This window comes from Bacillus sp. AFS037270, assembly GCF_002585305.1.
The window spans coordinates 22,862-45,314 of record NZ_NUNF01000057.1 but is presented as its reverse complement, the minus strand read 5'-3'; the positions used below and the strand labels follow the sequence as shown (position 1 = coordinate 45,314).

Sequence of the window (22,453 nt, the reverse complement as noted above, 5' to 3'; positions counted from 1 at the left end):
TCGATTCCGGTCCTCGGCATCAAAGTTATTGTGAAAGCAAAATAACTTTCATATTTCGGGAAGTAGCTCAGCTTGGTAGAGCACTTGGTTTGGGACCAAGGGGTCGCAGGTTCGAATCCTGTCTTCCCGACCATAAAGTTCTAATACAAAATGGGGTCTTAGCTCAGCTGGGAGAGCGCCTGCTTTGCACGCAGGAGGTCAGGGGTTCGATCCCCCTAGACTCCACCAATTACTTATTAAAATAATATAATGGCGGTGTAGCTCAGCTGGCTAGAGCGTACGGTTCATACCCGTAAGGTCGGGGGTTCGATCCCCTCCGCCGCTACCATTAGTATAAATATGGTTTTATTAAAAATGGAGGAATACCCAAGTCCGGCTGAAGGGATCGGTCTTGAAAACCGACAGGCGGGTTAAACCGCGCGGGGGTTCGAATCCCTCTTCCTCCGCCATTTTTATATTCATTGGAGGGGTAGCGAAGTGGCTAAACGCGGCGGACTGTAAATCCGCTCCCTCAGGGTTCGGCGGTTCGAATCCGTCCCCCTCCACCACTTTAGGGGCATAGTTTAAAGGTAGAACTAAGGTCTCCAAAACCTTCAGTGTGGGTTCGATTCCTACTGCCCCTGCCATAATTTTTTTGATTATTAACACATGCCGATGTGGCGGAATTGGCAGACGCGCACGACTCAAAATCGTGTTCCGTGAGGAGTGTCGGTTCGACCCCGACCATCGGTACCAACTAGAATATTTATTCTAATGCGGGTGTAGTTTACTGGTAAAACCTCAGCCTTCCAAGCTGATGTAGTGGGTTCGATTCCCATCACCCGCTCCATAAATTTTAAATTATGGGCCTATAGCTCAGCTGGTTAGAGCGCACGCCTGATAAGCGTGAGGTCGATGGTTCGAGTCCATTTAGGCCCATTAAAAATGATTGAATCTTACCGAACAGGATGCTGTTCGGTTTTTTTGTGTCTTTAAACATGTATATTTCATTTTCTTTTTTGTTATGGGGAACGATACTAAGAAAATGGATTCTGGGAGGAGACCGATATGCCTGAGCTTCCTGAAATGGAGAACTATAAAAACCTGTTAAAAGACAAAATTGCGAATCAAGTTGTAACAGATGTTCAAATAAACCGTGAGAAATCCATTAATATCAATCCTGACCTCTTCAAAAAAACGGTTCAGCACCAGCAAATCATCGATATCAAACGTCGAGGAAAGCATCTCCTATTCCAGCTGAAAAATGAGCAAACACTTTTATTACACTTAATGTTGGGTGGATGGATGTTTTTCGGCACTGAATCGGAAAAACCAAACAGAACAATACAGGTCCGATTATCATTTGGACAAGATCATCTTTATTTTATAGGTCTACGGTTAGGATATTTGCATCTATATAATCAACCTCAAACAGAGGAAAAGCTGTCGGACTTAGGGCCAGAGCCATTGAATCCGGAATTTACCGTAAATGAATTTTTAAAAAGAATAGCTTCAAAACATGGCCGTTTAAAAACTACTTTACTCAATCAATCATTTATTGCTGGTATCGGGAATTGCTACTCTGCAGAAATATGCTTTCAGGCTGGGATCAAACCGACCAAGGATATTGACGACATTAATGATAGTGACCGAAGCAGACTTTATGATTCAATGAAAAATGTTCTTCAAGATGGGATTAAGCACGGCGGGTATATGGATAATCCAATCTTTAAGGGAGACACGTTAACCGGTGGGTTTAATAATCTTTGCCAGGTTTATGACCGCGAAGGTCAACCATGCTATCGGTGTGGCGCAACAATTGTAATTGAGGTGATTTCCTCCATAAAAATTTATTATTGTCCTAATTGCCAGAGGTGAGAACTCCTCATCGTATTTAGGAATACACAAAAAAAGGCACAAACGATTTAACTTATAATCGCTTGTGCCTTTTTTATTTTGGCGTCAATGGTGTAATTGTGTTTTTTTTAACAAATACCTATTTCCCTTTACACTTAAATGTTATATACTAAATAAAAATAAGTATAACACATTTAAAGTAATTACATATATTATATCATGTTAATAGGATAAAGGGGGTGGTAAAGATAAAACTTTCAAAGCGTCAGGACGAAATCTTGGAGATTGTAAAACAAAATGGACCAATCACAGGAAAAGAGATTGCTGACAAGTTGTCCTTATCAAGAGCAGCGTTAAGACCGGACCTAGCCATCTTGACCATGTCAGGCAATATCGATGCAAGGCCGCGTGTCGGTTATTTTTATAATGACAAATTTAAGGTTAAGCGCCAAGCGGAGAGAGTCCTGCATCATAGTGTCAATAATTATAAAGCGCACCCTATTGTAGTTGGTAAATCAACCTCCGTATACGATGCCATTGTCCAATTATTTTTAGAGGATGTCGGTACACTTTACGCGGTTGATTCTGAGGGGCATCTAGCTGGGGTCATTTCTAGAAAGGATTTGCTCAGAGCATCATTAGGTAATCAAAATCTTTCGGAGTTACCAGTCAGCGTCATTATGACGAGAATGCCAAATATTATCACCATATATCCGGAAGAAACCTTACTCGAGGCAGCAAAAAAAATGATCCAAAATCATATTGATTCGCTTCCTGTTGTGCGAGAAGCCGACGAACAAAAGAATACATATTTGCTAGTGGGGCGAATTACGAAAACAACGATCACACGGGCATATTTAGAAATGATGGATGAAAAATCAGACTAAGGGAGTGGCAGTAATTTTGGCAGAAAAAGAAGTGGTCTATGTGGTTTCCGACTCAGTTGGGGAAACGGCTGGGTTTGTTGTAAAAGCAGTTGCAACCCAATTTAATGGGGGCCAAGTTGATATTCGTCGTAATTCCTACGTGGAAGATTTTGAAGATATAGAGGATGTCATTCTATTAGCGATTAAGGCTAATTCAATAATTGCTTATACAATTGTAATACCAACCTTAAAAGATTATTTAGACCGCCGTGCAGCTGAAGAAGGCATCATGGCAGTTGATCTGCTAAGTCCATTGATGAATGCTTTCGAAACCAAATTTAATAAGGAACCTCATCACCGGCCAGGACTAATGAGAAAACTTGATGAGGAATACTTTCGAAAAATAGAAGCGATTGAATTTGCCGTTAAGTACGATGATGGCCGTGACCCAAGAGGCATAACAAAGGCAGATATCGTCCTGATAGGAGTGTCGCGCACCTCCAAAACACCGCTATCGATGTATCTGGCGCACAAGCGGTTTAAGGTGGCCAATGTTCCGCTCGTCCCCGAAGTCCAGCCGCCGGAGGAGTTATTTCAAATACCAAGGAAGAATTGCATTGGGCTTATTATTTCACCAGATAAGTTAAATGAAATCCGCAAAGAACGTTTGAGAGCGTTGGGGTTAGCTTCACGTGCTAACTATGCCAGCTTTGAGAGAATACTCAAGGAACTAGACCATGCAGAAAAAATCATGAAGCGGGTAGGATGCCCTGTCATTGATGTCTCAAGTAAAGCAGTAGAAGAAACAGCAGGCTTAATACTAGATATATTAAAAAAAGAGAGGAGCTTTTAGAGATGAAGAAATTTGTTTACTTATTTCATGAGGGAAACGGAAATATGAGAGATATACTTGGGGGTAAAGGGGCAAATCTTGCAGAAATGACTAGAATTGGCCTGCCAGTGCCATTTGGTTTTACCATAACGACCCAGGCCTGTAATGCTTACTACGAATCTAGCAAATCCATTCCAATAGAAGTGGAGCAACAAACACTAGAAGCACTTAGCCGCTTAGAGGAAAAAATGGGAAAAAAACTGGGTGACTCAGAAAACCCTCTATTAGTTTCAGTCCGATCTGGCTCTGTTTTTTCCATGCCGGGTATGATGGACACTATCTTAAACCTCGGAATGAACGACGAAACGGTAGCTGGTTTAGCAACACTAACCAATAATCCTCGTTTTGCTTATGATTCCTACCGCCGTTTCATTCAGATGTTTAGTAATGTAGTGTTAGAAATTGATACATTTTATTTCGAGCAATACCTAGAAGAAACACGTGAAGAGAAAGGGTATAGTACAGATCCAGAAATGTCTGCAGAAGATTGGCAGGAAGTGATTAGTGGCTATAAAGCCATTGTCAAAAAGCATACAAGAAAAAATTTCCCACAGGACCCAAAACAACAGCTTTTTCTTGCGATTAACGCTGTCTTTAATTCATGGAATAATCAGCGCGCCATCGTCTACCGCCGCCTGAATAAAATCCCAGACCACCTTGGAACAGCCGTTAATATTCAAAGTATGGTGTTTGGCAATATGGGCAATGATTCTGGGACTGGTGTTGCTTTTACACGAAATCCTTCAACAGGCGAGCATGTCCTTTACGGAGAATACTTAATAAACGCTCAAGGAGAAGATGTTGTTGCTGGTATTCGGACACCACAGCCCATCGCAACATTAAAGGAAGAAATGCCAGTAGTATTTAAGCAATTTACGGATACATGTAAAATTCTTGAACAACATTATCAGGAAATGCAAGACATCGAATTCACGGTAGAACGCGGAAAGCTCTTCATCCTTCAAACCCGTAATGGGAAACGAACAGCGCAAGCAGCGATTCGAATTGCTGTTGAGATGGTTCAAGAAGGAATTATTGATAAAAAGACGGCCTTGTTGCGCGTAGACCCTGACCAATTGAATCAACTACTCCACCGCCGGATTGATGACAAATTTGAAAAAAATATTTTAGCTAAGGGATTGCCGGCATCACCGGGAGCAGCGACAGGTCAGGTAGTATTCGACGCAGATGAAGCCGAAAGTTTAGGAAACGATGGAAGAAAAGTGATCCTCGTTAGACCTGAAACAACGCCTGACGATATTCACGGTATCGTCGCCGCGCAAGCGATCTTAACTAGCCGTGGAGGAATGACCAGCCACGCTGCAGTTGTTGCACGCGGAATGGGGAAAGCTTGTATCTGTGGATGTGAGTCGTTAAAAATCGATTTACGAGCAAAACAATTTACCATAGGAGAAACGGTAGTAAATTATGGTGATATTATTACCATCGATGGTTCCACAGGGGAAATTATGCTTGGTGAAATACCGATGATTGACCCAGAACTTTCAGATGAATTCCAACTCCTTTTAGCTTGGGCTGACCAAGAGCGGAAAATTGGGGTTCGTGCGAATGCAGATAATCCGGAAGATGCAAAGAAATCCTTTGAATTTGGTGCTGGCGGTATTGGCCTATGCCGTACGGAGCATATGTTTATGGATTTGAAGCGGATTCCTATCGTCCAAAAAATGATTTTAGCGGAAAATTACAATGAAAGAATGGATGCATTAGGCCAATTGTTACCAATGCAGCAAGGCGATTTTGAAGGGATATTTGAAGCCATGCAAGGTTTCCCGGTAACCATTCGTTTACTAGATCCGCCCCTTCATGAATTTTTACCAGATAAAGAGGAACTGTTAGTAGAAGTGACAAAGCTTCAATTGACAGATCCTCAATCAGCAGACTTAAAGAAGAAAGAACAATTGCTTAAAAAGGTGCGTCAATTAGATGAATTTAATCCAATGCTCGGCCACCGCGGCTGCCGTCTTGGAATGATCTATCCTGAAATTTATGAAATGCAGGCAAAAGCCATCTTTTATGCTGCAGCAAAATTAGCTGAAAAAGGGATGGAAGTGCGGCCTGAAATTATGATACCACTAGTTGGTCATGTAAACGAGTTAAAGCAAATGCGTCAATTAGTGATTGATGCTGCAGTCGTTGTTCAGCAAGAAACCGGTAAGAGTTTTAATTATACAATTGGTACGATGATTGAAATTCCTCGTGCCGCCCTAACTGCGGATCAAATTGCAGAGGAAGCAGACTTCTTCTCTTTCGGAACCAATGATTTAACGCAAACCACGTTTGGATACAGCCGTGATGATGCAGAAGGCAAATTCCTACAAGCGTATATTGAAACTAAAGTACTGCCGGATAATCCATTTGCTGTACTTGATCAAGATGGGGTTGGCAAATTGGTCGAAACAGGTGTGAAGCTTGGCCGTGCGACCAAACCGTCCTTAAAAACAGGGATATGCGGAGAGCATGGCGGAGAGAAAAGTTCGATTGATTTCTGTTACAGAACGGGTCTAGATTATGTTAGCTGCTCGCCATATCGTGTGCCGCTTGCCCGCTTAGCTGCCGCACAGGCAACCATTCGTCATGAATTAAACAAAGAAGAGGTTTATACAACTGCCTAAATAAACATTGGAAAAGGATGTGAGCATCCTTTTCTTTTTTTTTGTTGAATTGGAATAAAATGTAAAAACAGCCATAACTGTCAAAAAATGAGCCAATAATAAACAAAAATGAGCCAAAGCCGGTTGAAAATCAGCCATAAAACTCAGAAAGAAAGCCAATACTCTCCTAAAATGAGCCAATCGCCAAAACATAACTATTTCTAAACATGATAATCTCCACATTTTCCGCTTATACTATAATAAAAAATGAAAAAGGGGTCTATTGATGGGGGCAATTGAACGAAGTGGATACCGATTTGTACCAGAATATAGTGTCATCCAACAAAATGGAGCGATTCATGTGTATAATCGAGAGAGCTTTATTGAAGAAATCCAATTTCAGTTTTCCGGAAAATATCCTGAACTGGATCAAATCGAGGAATTAGTGGATGCATATTGTAATAAACATAATATTTAAAGAACGCTTGTTCGATAATTTGATTAATGCTATAATGAACATGCAATAGCATAGTTTTCTCAAGGGTGGACGGCACATCTCCTAATAGAAAGGGGGTGATGCTTTTGACAGTTTTTCAGGCATTGATGTTTAGCTTATCGTTTGCTAGTCTCATTGTCACGATTCTGTCCTTCCACAAAAAAAAATAATCCACCCTTGAGCCGGCAAGCAGAAGCGGTGGATTATGGTCCATAACGCCGATCCCCAAAAAGGAAAGCAGCTATTGCATGACCGAGCCATATTTGTCGTCATGCTCGGTCTTTTTTACTATACGATAATCTATACTCACATTATACATAACTTTGAGAAAAAAGGAAAATCAAATTTTCTAGGAGGGATGAGAATGAATAAATTAACATCTATTTACCCTCAAGCGATTGAACAGACAAAAGTGAAAATCTATGAAGATATCGATCGATACCTTGAAACCAAAGAGTCTCTGCCATCTTTCGAACAGTATTTAGCTGATCGTGGTCATTATAGTGAGCAAATATGGGTAAATGTCTGGTTGAACAAAGTAACAAACGATGTGCCTAAGAACGAAAAAAAGCAATTTTTAAGTGAACAAGGATTTGAAGTTCAAGGTATTGATCGGAAGCTCCTCAATAAACTTTTTCGTGATGAAATGAGAACCTATTTACCCTTTAATGCTATGGAATGGCTTCTAGAACAATTTGAAGGTCAGAAGGAAAAGTGGACTCACCGCTATCATGTTGCCAAGGAGAACTTCGTAAAGCGGGAGGAGCAGAAAAAACTAGAAGCTCGGAAGCACTCGATTCAGACGGAAATAGAGGATGTAGCGGTTGGTATCTTGGAAGATCAATACGAGCTCTTTTATTTATATGTTCGATACTTTGCAGCCAAACAGCTCGATGCTGACATAAAAAATAATGTAAAGTTCCAATCGGTTGATACCTTTGCCCTTGAAGAAAAATTGGTCGACCAGGGTGCATTTAATCCGTCTTCCTATACAACAGTTGCCACCTTTTTTGAGGAGCTAACAGGTGATATTCATAAAACCTTGCATTGGGGAAGGAGCTTTTATGAATATCAAACGTATTTTTTTGTCTATGAAAGCCTCATTTCCGATTATTTATCAGACCTAATACCACAGAAAGTACTGGAACAACTTCCGGAGGAACTTAAGGAAGATTTTTATGAAACCTTTCATGAAAAATTATCAGCATCCTTTGTTAAAGGAAGCATCGCACAGCCTTTATACGATGTAGAGAGTTATTTTATTGAAGATATTCAGCAGGAATATCTTACAGATTTATTAAAAGTAGCAGAGATTCCGTTCGACGAGAAGATTCATTGGGAAATTTTTGAGAAGGATTATCAGGAACGGGAAGTAAAGAAAAAAGCGGAGCAGGAAGAATTGCAGCGCAAAAAAGAGGCAGAAGAACGGATGATGCGGGATATCTTCGGGGAAGAGTATGACCCTTCGTTAAGGAGGAATGTCCGCTATGTTCTGCATATTGGCGAAACTAATACCGGAAAAACCCATCATGCGCTTGAAAAAATGAAGGAGGCGGCCAATGGTTTATATTTAGCACCGCTTCGCTTATTAGCGCTCGAGGTTTATGACAAATTAAATGCCGAAGGAATACTTTGTTCATTAAAAACAGGAGAAGAAGAAAAAATTGTTGCCGGTGCCGAGCACATCTCTTGTACCGTCGAAATGTTTCATGAAAAGGAGTATTACGAGGTTGTGGTTATTGACGAAGCTCAAATGTTAACCGACAAGGACCGCGGTTTTGCCTGGTATAAAGCGATCACCAAGGCAAATGCAGCGGAGGTCCATATCATTGGCAGCCGCAATGCCAAGACCATGGTACTGCAGTTATTAGGTGATGCTAATATTGAAATTCACGAATATAACCGCGACACACCGCTGGAAGTGGAAAAGAAAGAGTTTAACATCAAACACGTTAAAAAAGGTGATGCCCTGATCTGTTTTTCAAGAAGACGCGTGCTTGAAACGGCCTCAAGGCTGCAAAATGATGGCCATTCCGTCAGCATGATTTACGGGAGTATGCCTCCAGAAACGAGGAAAAAACAGATTGAGCAGTTTAATACAGGAAAGACCAAGGTGATTGTCGCGACAGATGCGATAGGAATGGGATTAAACCTGCCAATCCGCCGAATTGTTTTTCTGGAAAATGACAAGTTTGATGGCACAAGAAGAAGGCTGTTAACCTCACAAGAAGTAAAGCAAATTGCCGGTCGTGCTGGTCGGAAAGGGATTTATGATGTCGGTAAAGTCGCTTTCACGAGTGATATTAAGAAAATGCGAAATTTACTGGAGCAAGAAGATGAACCGGTTCATACCTTTGCCATTGCTCCAACCAATTCTGTTTTTGAACGCTTTCAACGTTATTATCATGACTTGGGAACATTTTTTGAACTATGGGATAAATTTGAAAGTCCAAAGGGAACGAAAAAGGCCTCATTGTCAGAAGAAAAGTCTCTATATCATTTGATTGCGGGGACTGAAGTGGAAGCACGGCTTTCCTTAATGGACTTATATGGATTTTTACACCTGCCTTTTTCAAAAAATGAATCTTTGTTAACCAGACAATGGGAAGATACAATGTACGCCCTCATTGAAGGAAGAGAGCTTCCGGAGCCAGGTGTAAGGGAGAGAAGCTTGGAAGATTTGGAATTAAGCTATAAAGCGATTGGGCTGCACTTGTTATTCTTATATAGGTTAGGTCAGCGAACAGAAGCGATTTATTGGGAACGTCTTCGTGAGGAAGTGAGTGACCGGGTCCAAGATCGGCTTAAAACGGATATAAGAAAGTTTGTTAAAAAGTGTAAAACCTGCGGTAAAAAGCTGCCATGGGATCATAGCTTTCCAACCTGTGATGCTTGTCATGCCGCCAAGTATAAACGATATCGATATGGTGATGACATTAAATCATGACAACGTAAATGGACTGTGAATTAAGGAAATAACCAGACGCTAAATTAATCAGTATAGGGCGATGAACCTGAGTTCTTTTTGAGCTCGGGTTTAATTTGTAATAATCTGTAAAGAAAGGGATACACTCATAAGAAAAAGGAAGGCTGGAACTTGGTTTGATTAGATTAGTTAAAAATACTGTGATTATATTAACAACGATGGTTATTTCCATAACCCCCTACACACAGGTGAAGGCAATGTCTGGTTATGGAGATATGTCTCAGCAACTTAATCAAATCATTATGAAAGATCCGGCCTTACAAGGGGCCATTGCCGGAATAAGTGTCAGGTCTGCCGAAAACGGTGCAATCCTATATGATTACCAAGGTGATGTCCGCCTACGGCCTGCTTCTAACATGAAACTATTGACAGCCGCAGCAGCTCTCAAGGTACTGGGTGAAAACTATACCTTTGCCACAGAAGTACAGACAGATGCAAATGAAATCAAGAAAACCATTCAAGGGAATCTCTATTTAAAAGGAAATGGCGACCCCACATTACTTAAAGATGATTTTGAGAATATGGCAATGGCGATTGAAAAACTCGGTGTAAAAAAAATAGAAGGAAATTTGGTAGCTGATGATTCCCGTTACGATCATGTTCGCTATTCACTCGATATGCCATGGAGTGACGAATCAACCTACTACGGTGCCCAAATTTCCGCTCTAACGGTCTCTCCAACAAAAGACTACGACTCAGGCTCCATTAAGGTAAAGGTGAAACCCGGATCGAAAATCGGCGAAAAGGCTAAAGTAGCGGTTACCCCGCAAAGCAATTACGTAAAAATTATTAACCGAACCGTAACACTGGCTGAAGATGGAAAAAAAAAGATTAAGATTGAACGGGAACATTCGAAAAATACAGTAACAATCGAAGGAACTCTTCCACTCAAAGCTAAAGAAGTAAAGGAATGGATTGGGGTTTGGGAGCCAACCCGTTTTGCGGCAACTCTTTTTAGACAAGCATTAGCTGATCATGGGATTACTGTTACAGGAAAAATTAAAACAGGTACAGTCCCTGAACAGGCAAAACTATTAACCAAACATCAATCTATGCCTTTATCGGAATTGCTTGTTCCATTTATGAAACTCAGTAATAATGTCCACGCCGAAATGTTAATCAAGGAAATGGGCATGGTGAAAGAAGGAGAAGGCAGCTGGGAAAAGGGGTTAGCGGTTTTGAAATCAGAAGTGGCAGAGTTAGGGATAAACCCTAATACGATGGTGATAAGGGATGGGTCCGGAATCTCACACGTTGATTGTATTCCCGCCAATCAACTTTCTTTAGCTTTATTTTCAGTCCAGAAGGAAAAATGGTTTCCAGTCTATTTACATGCACTTCCAGTCGCAGGTAATCCTGAAAAAATGGTTGGTGGTTCGTTAAGAAAACGCATGAAGGGTCCGAGTACGGCAGGAAAGGTAAAAGCAAAGACAGGTACCATTTCAACCGTTACTTCCTTATCTGGATATGTGAATACGAAAAGTGGGCAAATCATGATATTTTCCATCCTGTTAAATAACATGCTGGATGAAACGAAAGGGAAAAAAATTGAGGATGCCCTAGTGACTATTTTAGCTAATCAATAATTTATAAAATCAATAAACTACTGTCGTATAGAAAACGCAGCTGATGCAAAAAATATCCCTTATTATAGTGTACGGATGGGAAGGGAATAACTTATGATTTTCGGCAGTCATGTTAGCATTAGAGATGGATATCTAGGTGCTGCAAAAAGAGCGGTTGCTAATAAGGCATCCGCTTTTCAATATTTTCCGAAAAACCCAAGAAGTCTAACAATCAAGGATTTCGATCAAGAAGATGCGAAAAGCTGTAAGGATTTTTGTCTAGAACATCAGCTTTTTTCAGTTGCCCATACACCGTATTCCACGAGTATCACCCCCTCAAAAGACAAGCATGATCTAACCATTGCCTCTCTTCATAATGATTTAGAAATTACGGACGCCTGCGGTTCGATTGGGGTAGTTGTCCATTACGGCAGTCAAATCAGTAAAACAGACCCGCTTGCCAGTTATCATTTAATGTTAGACATACTTAACAGTGTTCTTAGCAAGTGGAACGGCAGCTCTTTAATTCTCTTAGAAAATAATGCCGGTACAAAAGGAGCACTTGGCACAACCATCGAAGAACTCGTCCAGATTCGAAATTTATGTGAGTATCCTGAGAAAATAGGCTTTTGCTTGGACACTTGTCATGCGTATGCAAGTGGTCTTTGGAATGGGGAAAATACCGAGGAGTTAATCGAAAAGGGTGAAAGCTTAGGATATTGGGAACATATAAAAGCAATCCACTTGAATAATTCCAAATATCCAACAGGCTCCAAGAAGGACCGTCATGCCAATATTTTTAATAGCAGCAATGGATATATCAACGCGGAACAGTTGAAAGAACTTGTTAAAACCCCCGTTTTGGCAGGAATCCCGTTAATTTTAGAGACACCTGATGATGAGGGGGTTAGCCACAGAGAGGAAATCAAAATGCTGAAACAAAAATGGGAAAAGTAGTTTCTTGAAAATTTTAAGTATTAATTTTACTATTTAAATAATGAATATATAAAATAGTCTTTGTATTGAGGGAGTAGGGAAATATGAATAAAAAGCAGGGACAACTTTTGTCGGAGCGTTTTGAGGTAGCCTTCAATCAGGTTCATGATGCCTTAAGGGATATCGTTCAAATAAATGATGAGAGATTCGTAGTATTAGTGAAAGTTGGGGCAAAAAAATATCAAATTATTGATACGTTTAAAAAAGATTTAGAGCAATATGCGAGGCTGAGAAATGCGATCGTCCATGAAAAAATGGAGGTGGGATTTTATATTGCTGAGCCGAATGCCAAGGTTGTTCATCATATTGAAAAAATTGCCGATGTGTTAAACCGCCCTAATTACGCCCTAAGCATTGCCACCAAAAAGGTTGTTTATTTTGACCATCAGGACAGCATCTTACATGTGACGGATGCGATTAAGAATTACGGTTATTCTAAATTCCCAATCTATAAAAATAATAATTGTATCGGCCTTTTGACTGCTGGCGCCATCATGAAATGGATGGTGCAAAATATGGAAAACGGCATGGTAAATCTATCAAATATTCTTGTTGCTGACATCATGGAGTTTGAAAAAGAACATTCGCTTGAGATTGTTGCGAAAGATTTGAATATTTTTGAAATAGAAAATATTTTTGAAAAAGCCCATAAAAAGAAACGTAAAATCGAAGGCGTGATTATTACTGAAAACGGGAAAATAGATGAAGTTCCCTTAGGGATCATCACTGCCTGGGATCTGATTCAAATTGATTATACAATTGATTAAACTCGAGAAGGCGGAAGTCCATTATTTAGAGACGACCAACCCCAAGCCCTTTCTATATGGTTTAACGATAAAAAAACGCATGGCAAATCACCATGCGTTTTAGGTTATTTTAATTAAAAGTCAAACTCGCTTAATTGGTCCATGTGGCTGGCAATCATGGCAATTATCGTAGACGCTTCTTCTTTGCTAAAAATAAAGTGGGACTCGTCCTTGATCAATTCATCATCAGTGGTCCAAATACGGTTAACTCGTTTTAGCACCCCATCACCAGTTTCCTGCACAACGCCAAACTGATAAGTTACCTCCACTTCATCTTCGTGCTTGAAAGCAGTCACTTCAGGTGTGGACCAGTCAACATCAATTTCCTCAAAAATATCATCTTCATTAATTTGTTCCGCTTCATAATATTCTTCGTCTATGTCGTCTTCAGCGGTCTCGCAGTCTTCCTCATCAAATACTTCCACTGACTGAAGATATACCCCATCATCAGTATAATGGTCATCGCCATTGATGTAGTCATGGAGGCTTGCATGCACTTCATCGATAATCTCCTCAATATCTGAAAGGATGATTTTCGCCGTGTGTCCGCTGTCAACATCGAAGCTATCGACGTAAAACTCTTCATTCTGCGGATCAAAGAAAAGTGTGCAGAAAAAATCACGATCGAGCTCTTCTGTATCAACATCTGCAGTGTCTACAAAGAACTCAATCCTTGGATGTTTGGCAGCTCTTTCAATGGTCATTTGACCAACTTGATCATATTCTTCACAAATAGACTCTAGGTGATCTTGCAATTCAGCACATACTCTGTCAAACCATTCTAACGACATCAAACATCCCATCCTCTCAAGGTTATCGGGGTTATTATTTCCAACCATCAACTATTTATGTTTATATTTTCTTTTATGGAGGAAAACACTATCTCTTTTATAGTTTTTCCAAAAATTGTGATTCTATTGGAAGAAATCATGAGATAATGGATAAGAATTGACTAAAACAGAAGGGGCCCATAGCTTCCCATGAGGTAAATGATCGGAGTGGTTGAATGTATACCTTCGTAAAAGAGATCAGTGAAATTTGTTCGAAATTTCCTTTACAAGAAAAAATAGTGATCGTCGATTCTTATGCGATCGTCGAACAAATCAACGAGGCCTTCGTAAAGGAAGGCTTACAGGCTATTAATCTGAAGTATAAAACGGTTCATGATCTTGCTCAAACTATTTTAGAACTCAATACTGTGAAGCCGTTTACCCGTTTGGATTATACAGTTGGACTGCATTTTACTTACATGCTGTTAAAGGATTTAAAGGAACAAGGAAAGCTTAATTACTACTATATCATTTATTAGAGACCCGACAAAATAGCCCACAAATACCTCTAAAACAGGCATGAGAATTTCTCCCAGACCCTTGGCACCATCATAAACCAAATCACCCGTAAAGAATTGTATGCCAAACATCAGCATCCAAAAACTAAATCCAATGATAAAACTTAGGGAAAAATTCTTCTTCCAACCCTGATGGAACAAGATGCCTAGTCCTTTTAACCCGCCCAATCCCACCCACTTTGAAACCAAATAGGCAAGCGGGAAGAAAAGGAGGGTAGTAATAAATTGAAGATATGGGTTTCCTAACTGAACAGGGACGAGCTTGAAGTATAAATCTAATATAATAAAGCCAATGATGCCTTTTAGTATGTATTTCATTTTGAACGGCACCTCCATTAATGATGATTATAACCCTGGTTAATTTTACCTTTTTTAAAGGTGAAAACAACTAGTTTTCTATAAATTCAGGTTTTTCTTATGCTGCAGCACGCTGAGCACATTGTATTGGTTTTGACCTTCTTTATGATACTATGAACGTAACACTACGAAAATTGAGGTGTAGATATGAAAATTGAAGTTTGGTCTGACTATGTTTGTCCGTTTTGTTATATTGGAAAACGCCGCTTAGAACTGGCGTTAGAACAATTTCCACATAAAGAGCAGGTTGAGGTAGAATTCAAGGCCTTCGAACTAGATCCGAATTCCCCTACATATAATGGGGAAAGTATTCATGAGGTATTGGCTAATAAGTATCGAATGAGTGTTGAACAGGCAAAACAAGCTAATCAAAATGTTGGAAACCAAGCCGCAACTGTCGGTCTATCGTATAATTTTGATGGTATGAAGCCAACCAATACATTTGATGCCCACCGCTTAGCGAAGTTTGCTAAAACGAAAGGGAAAGCTGCGGTCGTTTCTGAAAATTTATTGCAGGCTTACTTTACTGAGGCAAAACATATTGGGGATTTTGACACATTGGCAGACATTGCTGAAGCCTCAGGATTAAACCGTCAAGAGGTATTAAATGTCCTTCAGGACAAAACCGCTTTTGCCAATGAAGTCCGTGCTGACGAGGCGATAGCCCAGCAATACCAAATTGGCGGGGTGCCGTATTTTGTCATTAACTCAAAGTATGCCATATCTGGCGCACAACCACTGGAAACATTCAAGGGTGCCTTACAAAAGGTTTGGGAGGAAGAAGCACCTAAACCGATGTTTCAGGATCTGTCAACCGAGCAGGATGTCAGCTGTGCGGATGGAAACTGTATTATTCCTGAAAAAGACTAGGATGGGTTATTAGGTTATAATACAAATGGGAAAGGCTCATTAGATCCTTTCCCATTTGTATTGGATTATCATATTTCCATAGGTCTTCTTCTAACTCGATATTCCCACATATTTCCGCCATCCCAACAGATTTTTGTCTGGGTTTTCCCATTTACAGAGTTTTGCCATTGGGAGTTTCGACAGTTATTTGCATGTTTTACTGATGAATGGTTTGATGGTAATTGGTCTGAGCCATGATCCCCCGAGGATATTTTACTTGAAGATGACTCTTGGGGGTGGTGAACATGGGACCCTAACATAAAATCCCAGAAGTTTCCTCCTCTTACCTCTTCTGCCTCATTTTGAAATCCTCCTGTCGAAGATTCACTCATATTTGTCCACCTCCTTACAAACTAGAAAAAAGAATAACAATAACCTGCCTAACTTTCACTCTTCTTTTACCAATTTACGTATAGAAGGCTGTCCAAGTTTGGGACAAAAGCCTACCAATATGAAAAAAAGGTGACAATAGTGTAAATGGTGCCTGACACCAACGTTATTTAATGATTCATTAAAAGCTTCAAGTAAGTCCATGACTCAATTATAGAAAAAATTCAAACTTGCCGATCAGCTTAGCGAAATCTTCCAAGAATGCCAATCCACTTATAGTAAAACACTATGTTAAAAAGGAGTGCTTAACGGTGAAAGAAACTCTCAATTCAAAAGTAATTTCGGTCTTAGAAGACAAAATTCAATTAATTAAAACGGATAAAGGCGCCATTTACTTGGTAGGCCCCATCCGTCTACCGGTAAATTTGTATGGGGAAACGGTTGTTTTTAAATGGTATTGTTGGCTAAATTGTGATGAAGTAACAGAGGATTTTCAAAAAATCATTGAAAAATTATCTTCGGCCAATTTAGCCGAATTCCAGCAATCCAGCGTCCTCGCTTACGGGGACTTTGAATATGGTGATGATGCGATTATCCGTTTTCACTCCATTTGCCATACAGGAGATATCTTTGGGAGTAAGCGATGTGATTGCGGCTTTCAATTAAAGCAATCCATGAAGATGATTGCGGACCACGGAATTGGAGCATTATTTTACTTAGCGAACCATGAAGGAAGGGGAATTGGTTTATTCAGTAAGGCAATGGCTTATATCCTGCAAGAGAACGGATATGACACAGTGGAGGCTAATGAAGCGCTTGGATTTGTGGATGACTCCAGGAATTATGGAGATGCGATTCGAGTCCTTAAAGCATTACGGTCTAAACCAGTTACTCTAATTACGAACAATCCTAAAAAGCTTCAAGCATTAAAGAATGCTGGTTTAGAGGTTTCAGGCAGAGAATCTCTATGGGGGGATATATCAGAATACAATGAGAAGTATTTGAAAACCAAAATCAATAAGTCTGGTCATTTGAACGATGATGGGACTTGTTGCAATGATTAAAAATTCACTATTAGAGCAATAAATGTGCAGGGCTAATCTATAGATAAAGATTAGCCTTTTTGTTTTGAAAACGTTTACGGATAAAGGAAGGATATTATAATTTTTCATCGAATTATAAAAATGTAAGTTTATTCCACGTGAAAGAGGGCGAACGGATGTCTCTTGACCCACAAACGAAAATGTTACTAGATTATTTAGCTTCTTTGGGTACGCCGCCGTTAGAAACTTTAACACCAGAGTTGGCAAGGAAAGCATTTCAGCTTCCTAAAAGTGAAATTGAGCCAGTCGGCAATGTAGAGAACCGGACTATCCCTGGACCAGAGGGTGATATTCCTATTAGAGTCTATTATCCAAAAGAGGCAGAGGCCAACTGCCCGGCACTAGTTTATTTCCACGGCGGCGGCTGGGTGGTCGGCAACCTAGAAACACATGATAATATTTGCAGGGCTTTAACAAACCTTGCAAACTGTGTAACCATTTCTGTTGATTATCGATTAGCACCCGAGCATAAATTCCCAGCGGCTGTTTATGATTGCTATGCTGCAGTCGAATATGTCTATGCAAATCCGGAAGAGTTTCAAGTAGACCCTGCTAGAATTGCCGTTGGCGGGGATAGCGCAGGGGGTAATCTTGCGGCAGTAATCTCAAACTTGGCAAAAGACAAGCAAAAACCAGCGATTTGCTTCCAATTACTCCTCTATCCAGCTACAAACATTTGGGGTGAACCAACTCCGTCAATGCTTGAAAATGCAGAAGGCTACTTTTTAACCCAAGGGACAATGGAATGGTTCCTTAAGTGCTATTCGAACGGGGAAGAAGAGGATAAGGGTAATCCGCTCTTAGCTCCTATTCTCTATGAAAAATTCACCGGTTTGCCCCCGGCATTTGTTATTACGGCTGAATATGATCCACTCCGAGACGAAGGAGAGCTTTATGCAAGGAAACTTCAGGAGGCCGGGGTGAAGGCAGAATTGGTCCGCTACGATGGGACCATTCATGGTTTCATGAGCATGGCTTCTGTTATTGCACTTGGAAAGGAGGCACTGGAAAAATCAGGTCAAGCACTAAAAGAAGTGTTTTATCAAACAAAAAGCCCTATCAAATAACTCATCTTTTTGAAAGCATATGCTTGGATGGCATATGTTTTTTTGAAAAAAGGGAACGACGGTGAAATTATTATATGAATTTTTCAAATCATAATAAGGAGTGGATTACATGTTTTCACCACTAACCCCACTTGATTGGAAACGGAGAGCGATCAAGTATTATCCGAGAAAGATCGCAGTAATTGATGGTGATAAAGAATTTACATACGAAGAATTTGGACAGCGTGCCGACCAGCTTTCAACTGCCCTGCATCATGCAGGAATTCAAGAAGGAGATCATGTAGCAGTGATGCTGCCAAACACCCATTACATGTTGGAATGTTTCTATGGAATTTGTCAGCTTGGTGCAGTCATGGTGCCCTTGAATTATCGATTATCTGCAAAAGATTTAGAATATATTATCAAACACAGCGATGCAAAAATGTTAATTGTGGATGAGGAGTTCACGAAGCCAATTGAGGAAATCGTCCATAATCTAGCATTGGATGATATTATAATTGTCCGGGTTCCTGGACACGAGACTACATTAAAAGGTGTAGATTATGAAGATTTTCTTCAGCATACAGCAGAAAAGGCCGATTTTCCTGTGGTTGAAATCGATGAAAACCAGCTGCTAACGTTGAATTACACTAGTGGAACGACTTCTCTTCCGAAGGGTGTCATGCTGACCCATCGTAGTAACTATATGAATGCAGCTAATTTTATGTATCACCTGGGAGTAAACTGTGATGATGTATATCTTCATACATTGCCAATGTTTCATGCTAATGGCTGGGGCGGGGTCTGGGCAATTACAGCAGCAGGTGCTACCCATGTTTGCTTACGCAAGGTTGATCCACCATTAATCCTTGATTTATTTGAAAACAAGAAGATTTCATTGCTTTGCGGGGCACCAACCGTGGTAAATATGCTGGTAAATGAACCAAAAGCAAAAGAAATAAAAGTGCAGACGCATCCGCGTATGGCAACAGCTGGTGCACCGCCAGCAGCCGCATTAATTCAGAAAGCGCAGGAGATCCTGGGCTTAAAGATGATTCATGTTTACGGTTTGACAGAAACTTCACCATTTATCCTTTATTGTGAATGGAAAAAAGAGTTTGATGCAAAATCTACTGATGATCAAGCAACGATTAAGGCAAGACAAGGGATTGAACTCGCTTTTAATGGGGAAACAAAGGTCGTTCGACAGGACGGAGAAGAAGTGGCCTGGAATGGAAGAGAGCTCGGTGAAATTGTGACCCGCGGAAATGTCGTCATGACAGGTTATTATAAAGACCCGCAAAATACGGCAGCAGCAATTAGGGATGGCTGGTTTCATTCAGGAGATTTAGCGGTCACCCATCCGGATGGGTATATTGAAATCCAAGATCGTGCCAAGGATTTGATTATTTCTGGCGGGGAAAATATTTCTTCAACAGAGGTAGAAGGTGTGTTATATAAGCATCCTGCTGTATTGGAAACGGCAGTTATTTCCATTCCAGATGAAAAATGGGGCGAGGTGCCAAAGGCTATTATTGTACTGAAACCAGGAGAAGTGGCGACGGAAGATGAGATCATTCAATTTTGCCGAAGTAACATGGCCCACTTTAAAGCACCTAAAACAGTCGAATTTGTGGAGGCGCTGCCAAAAACAGCAACTGGTAAACTACAAAAATATCGTCTCCGTGAAATGTATTGGAAGGGGCCTAAGAAAGTAAATTAAGGATTTAAAAAAAAAGGCAATGATTTTACAAGAAAAAATCACTGCCTTTTTTTAATTTATTCTTTTATGAATTCTTTCGTGCTTCTTACTGTATCAATTGGGCGCACCATTCTTTCAATTTGTTCGCGTTTAGGTTCAAGGAATGGTGGTAAGGATAACTTCTCTCCAAGTGTTTCATATGGTTCGTCACCCATAAATCCAGGTCCGTCAGTGGCAAACTCGAATAGAATTTGGGGCGCTACACGAACGTATAAGGAACCAAAGAAGTAACGGTCAACAAAACCTGAAGTTTGAAAACCAAAGCCTTCCATTCTTCGAATCCATTCTTCCAATACAGAGCGGTCCTCCACACGGAATGCAGCATGATGAACAGTACCAAAACCTTGTCGTGCAGGAGGAAGAATCGCGTTATACTCGACTACAACCTGAGCCCCATTGCCACCTTTACCGACTTCAAATAAATGGAACGATCCTTCATGGGCAATTTCCTTAAACATAAGGATTTTTTCCATCATTTCCTTAAAATAATCAAAATTCGCCACCCTTACAAAAATTGGCCCTAGTGCTGTAATCGCAAATTCCAATGGAATCGGTCCTTTTTGCCATGGAGTTCCTGCAGCAACACCTTCGTTATTTTCATCTGAAATTAATTGATAATGTTGATCATCAAAATCTACAAATGACAATGTTTTTTTTCCAAACTGTTCTTTTATACCAGTATGTTTGACTTCTAAGCGGTTAAACCGCTTAACCCAGTATTCTAATGCCGTATTACTTGGCACACGGAAGGATGTTTTAAAAATTTCATTTGTTCCATGAACACCTTTAGGAATCCCAGGAAAATCGAAAAAGGTCATATCTGTACCAGGATTACCGGTATCGTCTGCAAAAAATAAATGGTAAGTTTGAATATCATCTTGGTTAACGGTTTTCTTAACAAGCCTCATCCCTAATACATAAGTGAAAAAGTGATAGTTTTTTTCGGCACTGCTCGTAATCGCCGTAACATGGTGAATACCTTTTAGTTGATTCATCTATATACACTCCTATAAGTCTATTTAATGATGCTTATTGTTCCAATTTTAGGATAAACCACTCAAGGATTATCTCAAGATAATTTATCTTTAATTCGAGATAAATATACCATGAATAGGATTGGTTGTCAAAAACGAAATCGCCAACGGTTCTTAAAGTTTTCACAATTAGAGGCTTATTAATGATGTAAATCACAATCTAATAAAATTTTAAGTGTTAAATTATTAATAAAGTTTCTCAATTAAACAGTTACATTAAGGAGAATATCACTATGAGTGAATTTATTAATAATCGTGAAAAACTAATTCCAATTAATACAGATCGCTTAACAATCATAAAACAAACCTTTCAGGACCTCCATAATGGCAGAAACCTTGATGAGGTAAAGGCACATTTTGATGCTTTTGTTGGCTGTATAACCATCGCAGAGATCACGCAGCTTCAGCAGGATTTTGCTGAAGAAGGAAGCATTCCTACAGGGGAGCTAATGCAAATCTACCATCAGCACTCCGACATTTTTAACGGCAAGATAGAAGAAGAGCCTCGAGCCGGAAGGCCGGAAGAGCAGCCGGGACACCCTGTACACACATTTAAATTGGAAAATCGGGAAATCGAAAAATTACTTGAATCAAAGTTAGAGATTCATTTAGAACAGTTTATAAAGGAAGATTCTGCTGACCATATTTATCAGCTCATCGAGGACATCAACCTGCTTCTAGATATTGATAAGCACTACAGCCGGAAAGAAAATTTAATTTTCCCTTATCTTGAGAGATACGGGATCCATGGGCCAACCACTAACATGTGGAGAATTAATGATTTTATTCGTGATGCCATTAAAGATGCTAAAAAAAATCTACTTCACTATAATGACGGCAAACAAGCAGTAATCGACGTCCTTCAGTTCGTCATTCGAGAAGTAACTGGGATGATCTATAAAGAGGAAAACATCCTCTTCCCAATGGCAATAAAAAATTTCACAGAAGATGAGTGGGTGAAAATTGCCCATGAGAGTGATGAAATTGGCTATTGCTTAATTGCTCCCGCTCAAGAATGGAAGCCCGATAGAAAGGGAATAGACGAGAAGGCGTTAACAGAAGGCTTTATTAAGATGGAAACCGGAATCTTATCATTAAAACAACTAGAGTTAATGTTGAACCATTTACCTATCGATATTACTTTCATAGATCATGATGATGTGGTTCGTTACTTTTCACATGGTAAAGAAAGAATCTTTGCCCGAACAAAAGCAATTATTGGCCGCACAGTCCAGAACTGTCATCCTCCACGGAGCGTCCATATTGTTGAGGACCTTCTCAGAGACTTTAAAGCTGGAAAAAAAGACTCAGAAGAGTTCTGGATTCAGTTTAAGGATAAATATGTATATATTCGCTACTTTGCTGTTCGTGATGAAGACGGTGTTTATATTGGTACCATGGAATTTACGCAAAATATTGCTCCTATCAAAATGATTGATGGAGAAAAAAGAATTCTATCATAAGAAAATTCGCCTTTTACACCGATTCAACCGAGGTGGAAGGCGTTTT

At 40.0% G+C, this 22,453-nt stretch carries 19 protein-coding genes and 9 tRNA genes; 24 read left to right on the top strand and 4 right to left on the bottom strand.

The window, feature by feature from the left end; translation table 11 throughout:
- Window positions 1–56 precede the first annotated feature (56 nt).
- From COD92_RS24460 to COD92_RS24375, 18 genes are all read left to right on the top strand, one after another.
- Window positions 57–133, top strand: a tRNA-Pro gene (locus COD92_RS24460).
- 19 nt (window positions 134–152) lie between these two features.
- Window positions 153–228 (top strand) — tRNA-Ala (locus COD92_RS24455).
- A gap of 23 nt (window positions 229–251) precedes the next feature.
- Window positions 252–328: transfer RNA gene (locus tag COD92_RS24450), tRNA-Met, on the top strand.
- Window positions 329–356: 28 nt separating this feature from the next.
- A tRNA-Ser gene (locus COD92_RS24445) sits at window positions 357–449 on the top strand.
- Between the two features lie 14 nt (window positions 450–463).
- Window positions 464–548, top strand: a tRNA-Tyr gene (locus COD92_RS24440).
- Between the two features lie 4 nt (window positions 549–552).
- Window positions 553–626 (top strand) — tRNA-Trp (locus tag COD92_RS24435).
- A gap of 24 nt (window positions 627–650) precedes the next feature.
- Window positions 651–735 (top strand) — tRNA-Leu (locus COD92_RS24430).
- A gap of 20 nt (window positions 736–755) precedes the next feature.
- A tRNA-Gly gene (locus tag COD92_RS24425) sits at window positions 756–829 on the top strand.
- Window positions 830–844: 15 nt separating this feature from the next.
- Window positions 845–918: transfer RNA gene (locus COD92_RS24420), tRNA-Ile, on the top strand.
- Between the two features lie 129 nt (window positions 919–1,047).
- Window positions 1,048–1,857, top strand: a complete 810-nt coding sequence (locus tag COD92_RS24415; protein WP_098531892.1) for an Fpg/Nei family DNA glycosylase — start codon at window positions 1,048–1,050, stop codon at window positions 1,855–1,857.
- A gap of 209 nt (window positions 1,858–2,066) precedes the next feature.
- Window positions 2,067–2,723 carry a transcriptional regulator CcpN gene (gene ccpN, locus COD92_RS24410; RefSeq protein ID WP_098531891.1) on the top strand — a complete coding sequence of 219 codons (657 nt, stop codon included), beginning with the start codon at window positions 2,067–2,069 and terminating at the stop codon, window positions 2,721–2,723.
- A gap of 16 nt (window positions 2,724–2,739) precedes the next feature.
- The gene (locus COD92_RS24405) at window positions 2,740–3,555 is read left to right on the top strand and encodes a pyruvate, water dikinase regulatory protein (RefSeq protein WP_098531897.1); all 816 of its coding nucleotides are present in this window, start codon (window positions 2,740–2,742) and stop codon (window positions 3,553–3,555) included.
- A gap of 2 nt (window positions 3,556–3,557) precedes the next feature.
- Window positions 3,558–6,227 carry a pyruvate, phosphate dikinase gene (gene ppdK, locus COD92_RS24400; protein ID WP_098531890.1) on the top strand — a complete coding sequence of 890 codons (2,670 nt, stop codon included), beginning with the start codon at window positions 3,558–3,560 and terminating at the stop codon, window positions 6,225–6,227.
- A 265-nt stretch (window positions 6,228–6,492) separates the two neighbouring features.
- Window positions 6,493–6,684, top strand: a complete 192-nt coding sequence (locus tag COD92_RS24395) for a YbxH family protein (RefSeq protein ID WP_098531889.1) — start codon at window positions 6,493–6,495, stop codon at window positions 6,682–6,684.
- A 382-nt stretch (window positions 6,685–7,066) separates the two neighbouring features.
- Window positions 7,067–9,649: a DEAD/DEAH box helicase gene (locus COD92_RS24390; RefSeq protein ID WP_098531888.1), complete on the top strand. Its 2,583-nt coding sequence runs from the start codon at window positions 7,067–7,069 to the stop codon at window positions 9,647–9,649.
- Between the two features lie 155 nt (window positions 9,650–9,804).
- The gene (dacB, locus tag COD92_RS24385; RefSeq protein ID WP_255286741.1) at window positions 9,805–11,274 is read left to right on the top strand and encodes a D-alanyl-D-alanine carboxypeptidase/D-alanyl-D-alanine endopeptidase; all 1,470 of its coding nucleotides are present in this window, start codon (window positions 9,805–9,807) and stop codon (window positions 11,272–11,274) included.
- Window positions 11,275–11,367: 93 nt separating this feature from the next.
- A complete protein-coding gene (locus COD92_RS24380) occupies window positions 11,368–12,210 on the top strand; it encodes a deoxyribonuclease IV (protein WP_098531887.1) in 843 nt (280 codons plus the stop codon).
- A gap of 83 nt (window positions 12,211–12,293) precedes the next feature.
- On the top strand, window positions 12,294–13,016 hold the full coding sequence (locus COD92_RS24375; protein WP_098531886.1) for a CBS domain-containing protein: 723 nt from the start codon (window positions 12,294–12,296) through the stop codon (window positions 13,014–13,016).
- 113 nt (window positions 13,017–13,129) lie between these two features.
- Here the strand turns inward: COD92_RS24375 and COD92_RS24370 are convergent, their stop codons facing one another.
- Window positions 13,130–13,846, bottom strand: a complete 717-nt coding sequence (locus COD92_RS24370; protein ID WP_098531885.1) for a hypothetical protein — start codon at window positions 13,844–13,846, stop codon at window positions 13,130–13,132.
- Window positions 13,847–14,061: 215 nt separating this feature from the next.
- On the opposite strand from COD92_RS24370, the gene COD92_RS24365 reads away from it, so the two are divergent.
- Window positions 14,062–14,364: a hypothetical protein gene (locus COD92_RS24365; RefSeq protein WP_098531884.1), complete on the top strand. Its 303-nt coding sequence runs from the start codon at window positions 14,062–14,064 to the stop codon at window positions 14,362–14,364.
- Here the strand turns inward: COD92_RS24365 and COD92_RS24360 are convergent.
- Window positions 14,320–14,721: a hypothetical protein gene (locus COD92_RS24360; RefSeq protein ID WP_098531883.1), complete on the bottom strand. Its 402-nt coding sequence runs from the start codon at window positions 14,719–14,721 to the stop codon at window positions 14,320–14,322. The two genes, COD92_RS24365 and COD92_RS24360, sit on opposite strands and share 45 nt — an antisense overlap.
- Before the next feature lie 186 nt (window positions 14,722–14,907).
- Between COD92_RS24360 and COD92_RS24355 the strand changes: the two genes are divergently transcribed.
- Window positions 14,908–15,630, top strand: a complete 723-nt coding sequence (locus COD92_RS24355; protein ID WP_098531882.1) for a DsbA family oxidoreductase — start codon at window positions 14,908–14,910, stop codon at window positions 15,628–15,630.
- Window positions 15,631–15,698: 68 nt separating this feature from the next.
- Here the strand turns inward: COD92_RS24355 and COD92_RS24350 are convergent, their stop codons facing one another.
- Entirely contained in the window at window positions 15,699–16,001 is a 303-nt protein-coding gene (locus COD92_RS24350) for a hypothetical protein (protein ID WP_098531881.1), read from the bottom strand.
- 309 nt (window positions 16,002–16,310) lie between these two features.
- Here COD92_RS24350 and COD92_RS24345 point away from each other — a divergent pair, with 309 nt between their 5' ends.
- From COD92_RS24345 to COD92_RS24335, 3 genes are all read left to right on the top strand, one after another.
- Window positions 16,311–17,063, top strand: a complete 753-nt coding sequence (locus tag COD92_RS24345; RefSeq protein WP_098531880.1) for a GTP cyclohydrolase II — start codon at window positions 16,311–16,313, stop codon at window positions 17,061–17,063.
- 155 nt (window positions 17,064–17,218) lie between these two features.
- A complete protein-coding gene (locus tag COD92_RS24340) occupies window positions 17,219–18,169 on the top strand; it encodes an alpha/beta hydrolase (protein WP_098531879.1) in 951 nt (316 codons plus the stop codon).
- 109 nt (window positions 18,170–18,278) lie between these two features.
- Window positions 18,279–19,871, top strand: a complete 1,593-nt coding sequence (locus COD92_RS24335; protein ID WP_098531878.1) for a long-chain-fatty-acid--CoA ligase — start codon at window positions 18,279–18,281, stop codon at window positions 19,869–19,871.
- A gap of 56 nt (window positions 19,872–19,927) precedes the next feature.
- Here the strand turns inward: COD92_RS24335 and COD92_RS24330 are convergent, their stop codons facing one another.
- A complete protein-coding gene (locus tag COD92_RS24330) occupies window positions 19,928–20,905 on the bottom strand; it encodes a ring-cleaving dioxygenase (protein ID WP_098531877.1) in 978 nt (325 codons plus the stop codon).
- 272 nt (window positions 20,906–21,177) lie between these two features.
- Here COD92_RS24330 and COD92_RS24325 point away from each other — a divergent pair, with 272 nt between their 5' ends.
- Window positions 21,178–22,407 carry a DUF438 domain-containing protein gene (locus COD92_RS24325; RefSeq protein ID WP_098531876.1) on the top strand — a complete coding sequence of 410 codons (1,230 nt, stop codon included), beginning with the start codon at window positions 21,178–21,180 and terminating at the stop codon, window positions 22,405–22,407.
- Window positions 22,408–22,453 lie beyond the last annotated feature (46 nt).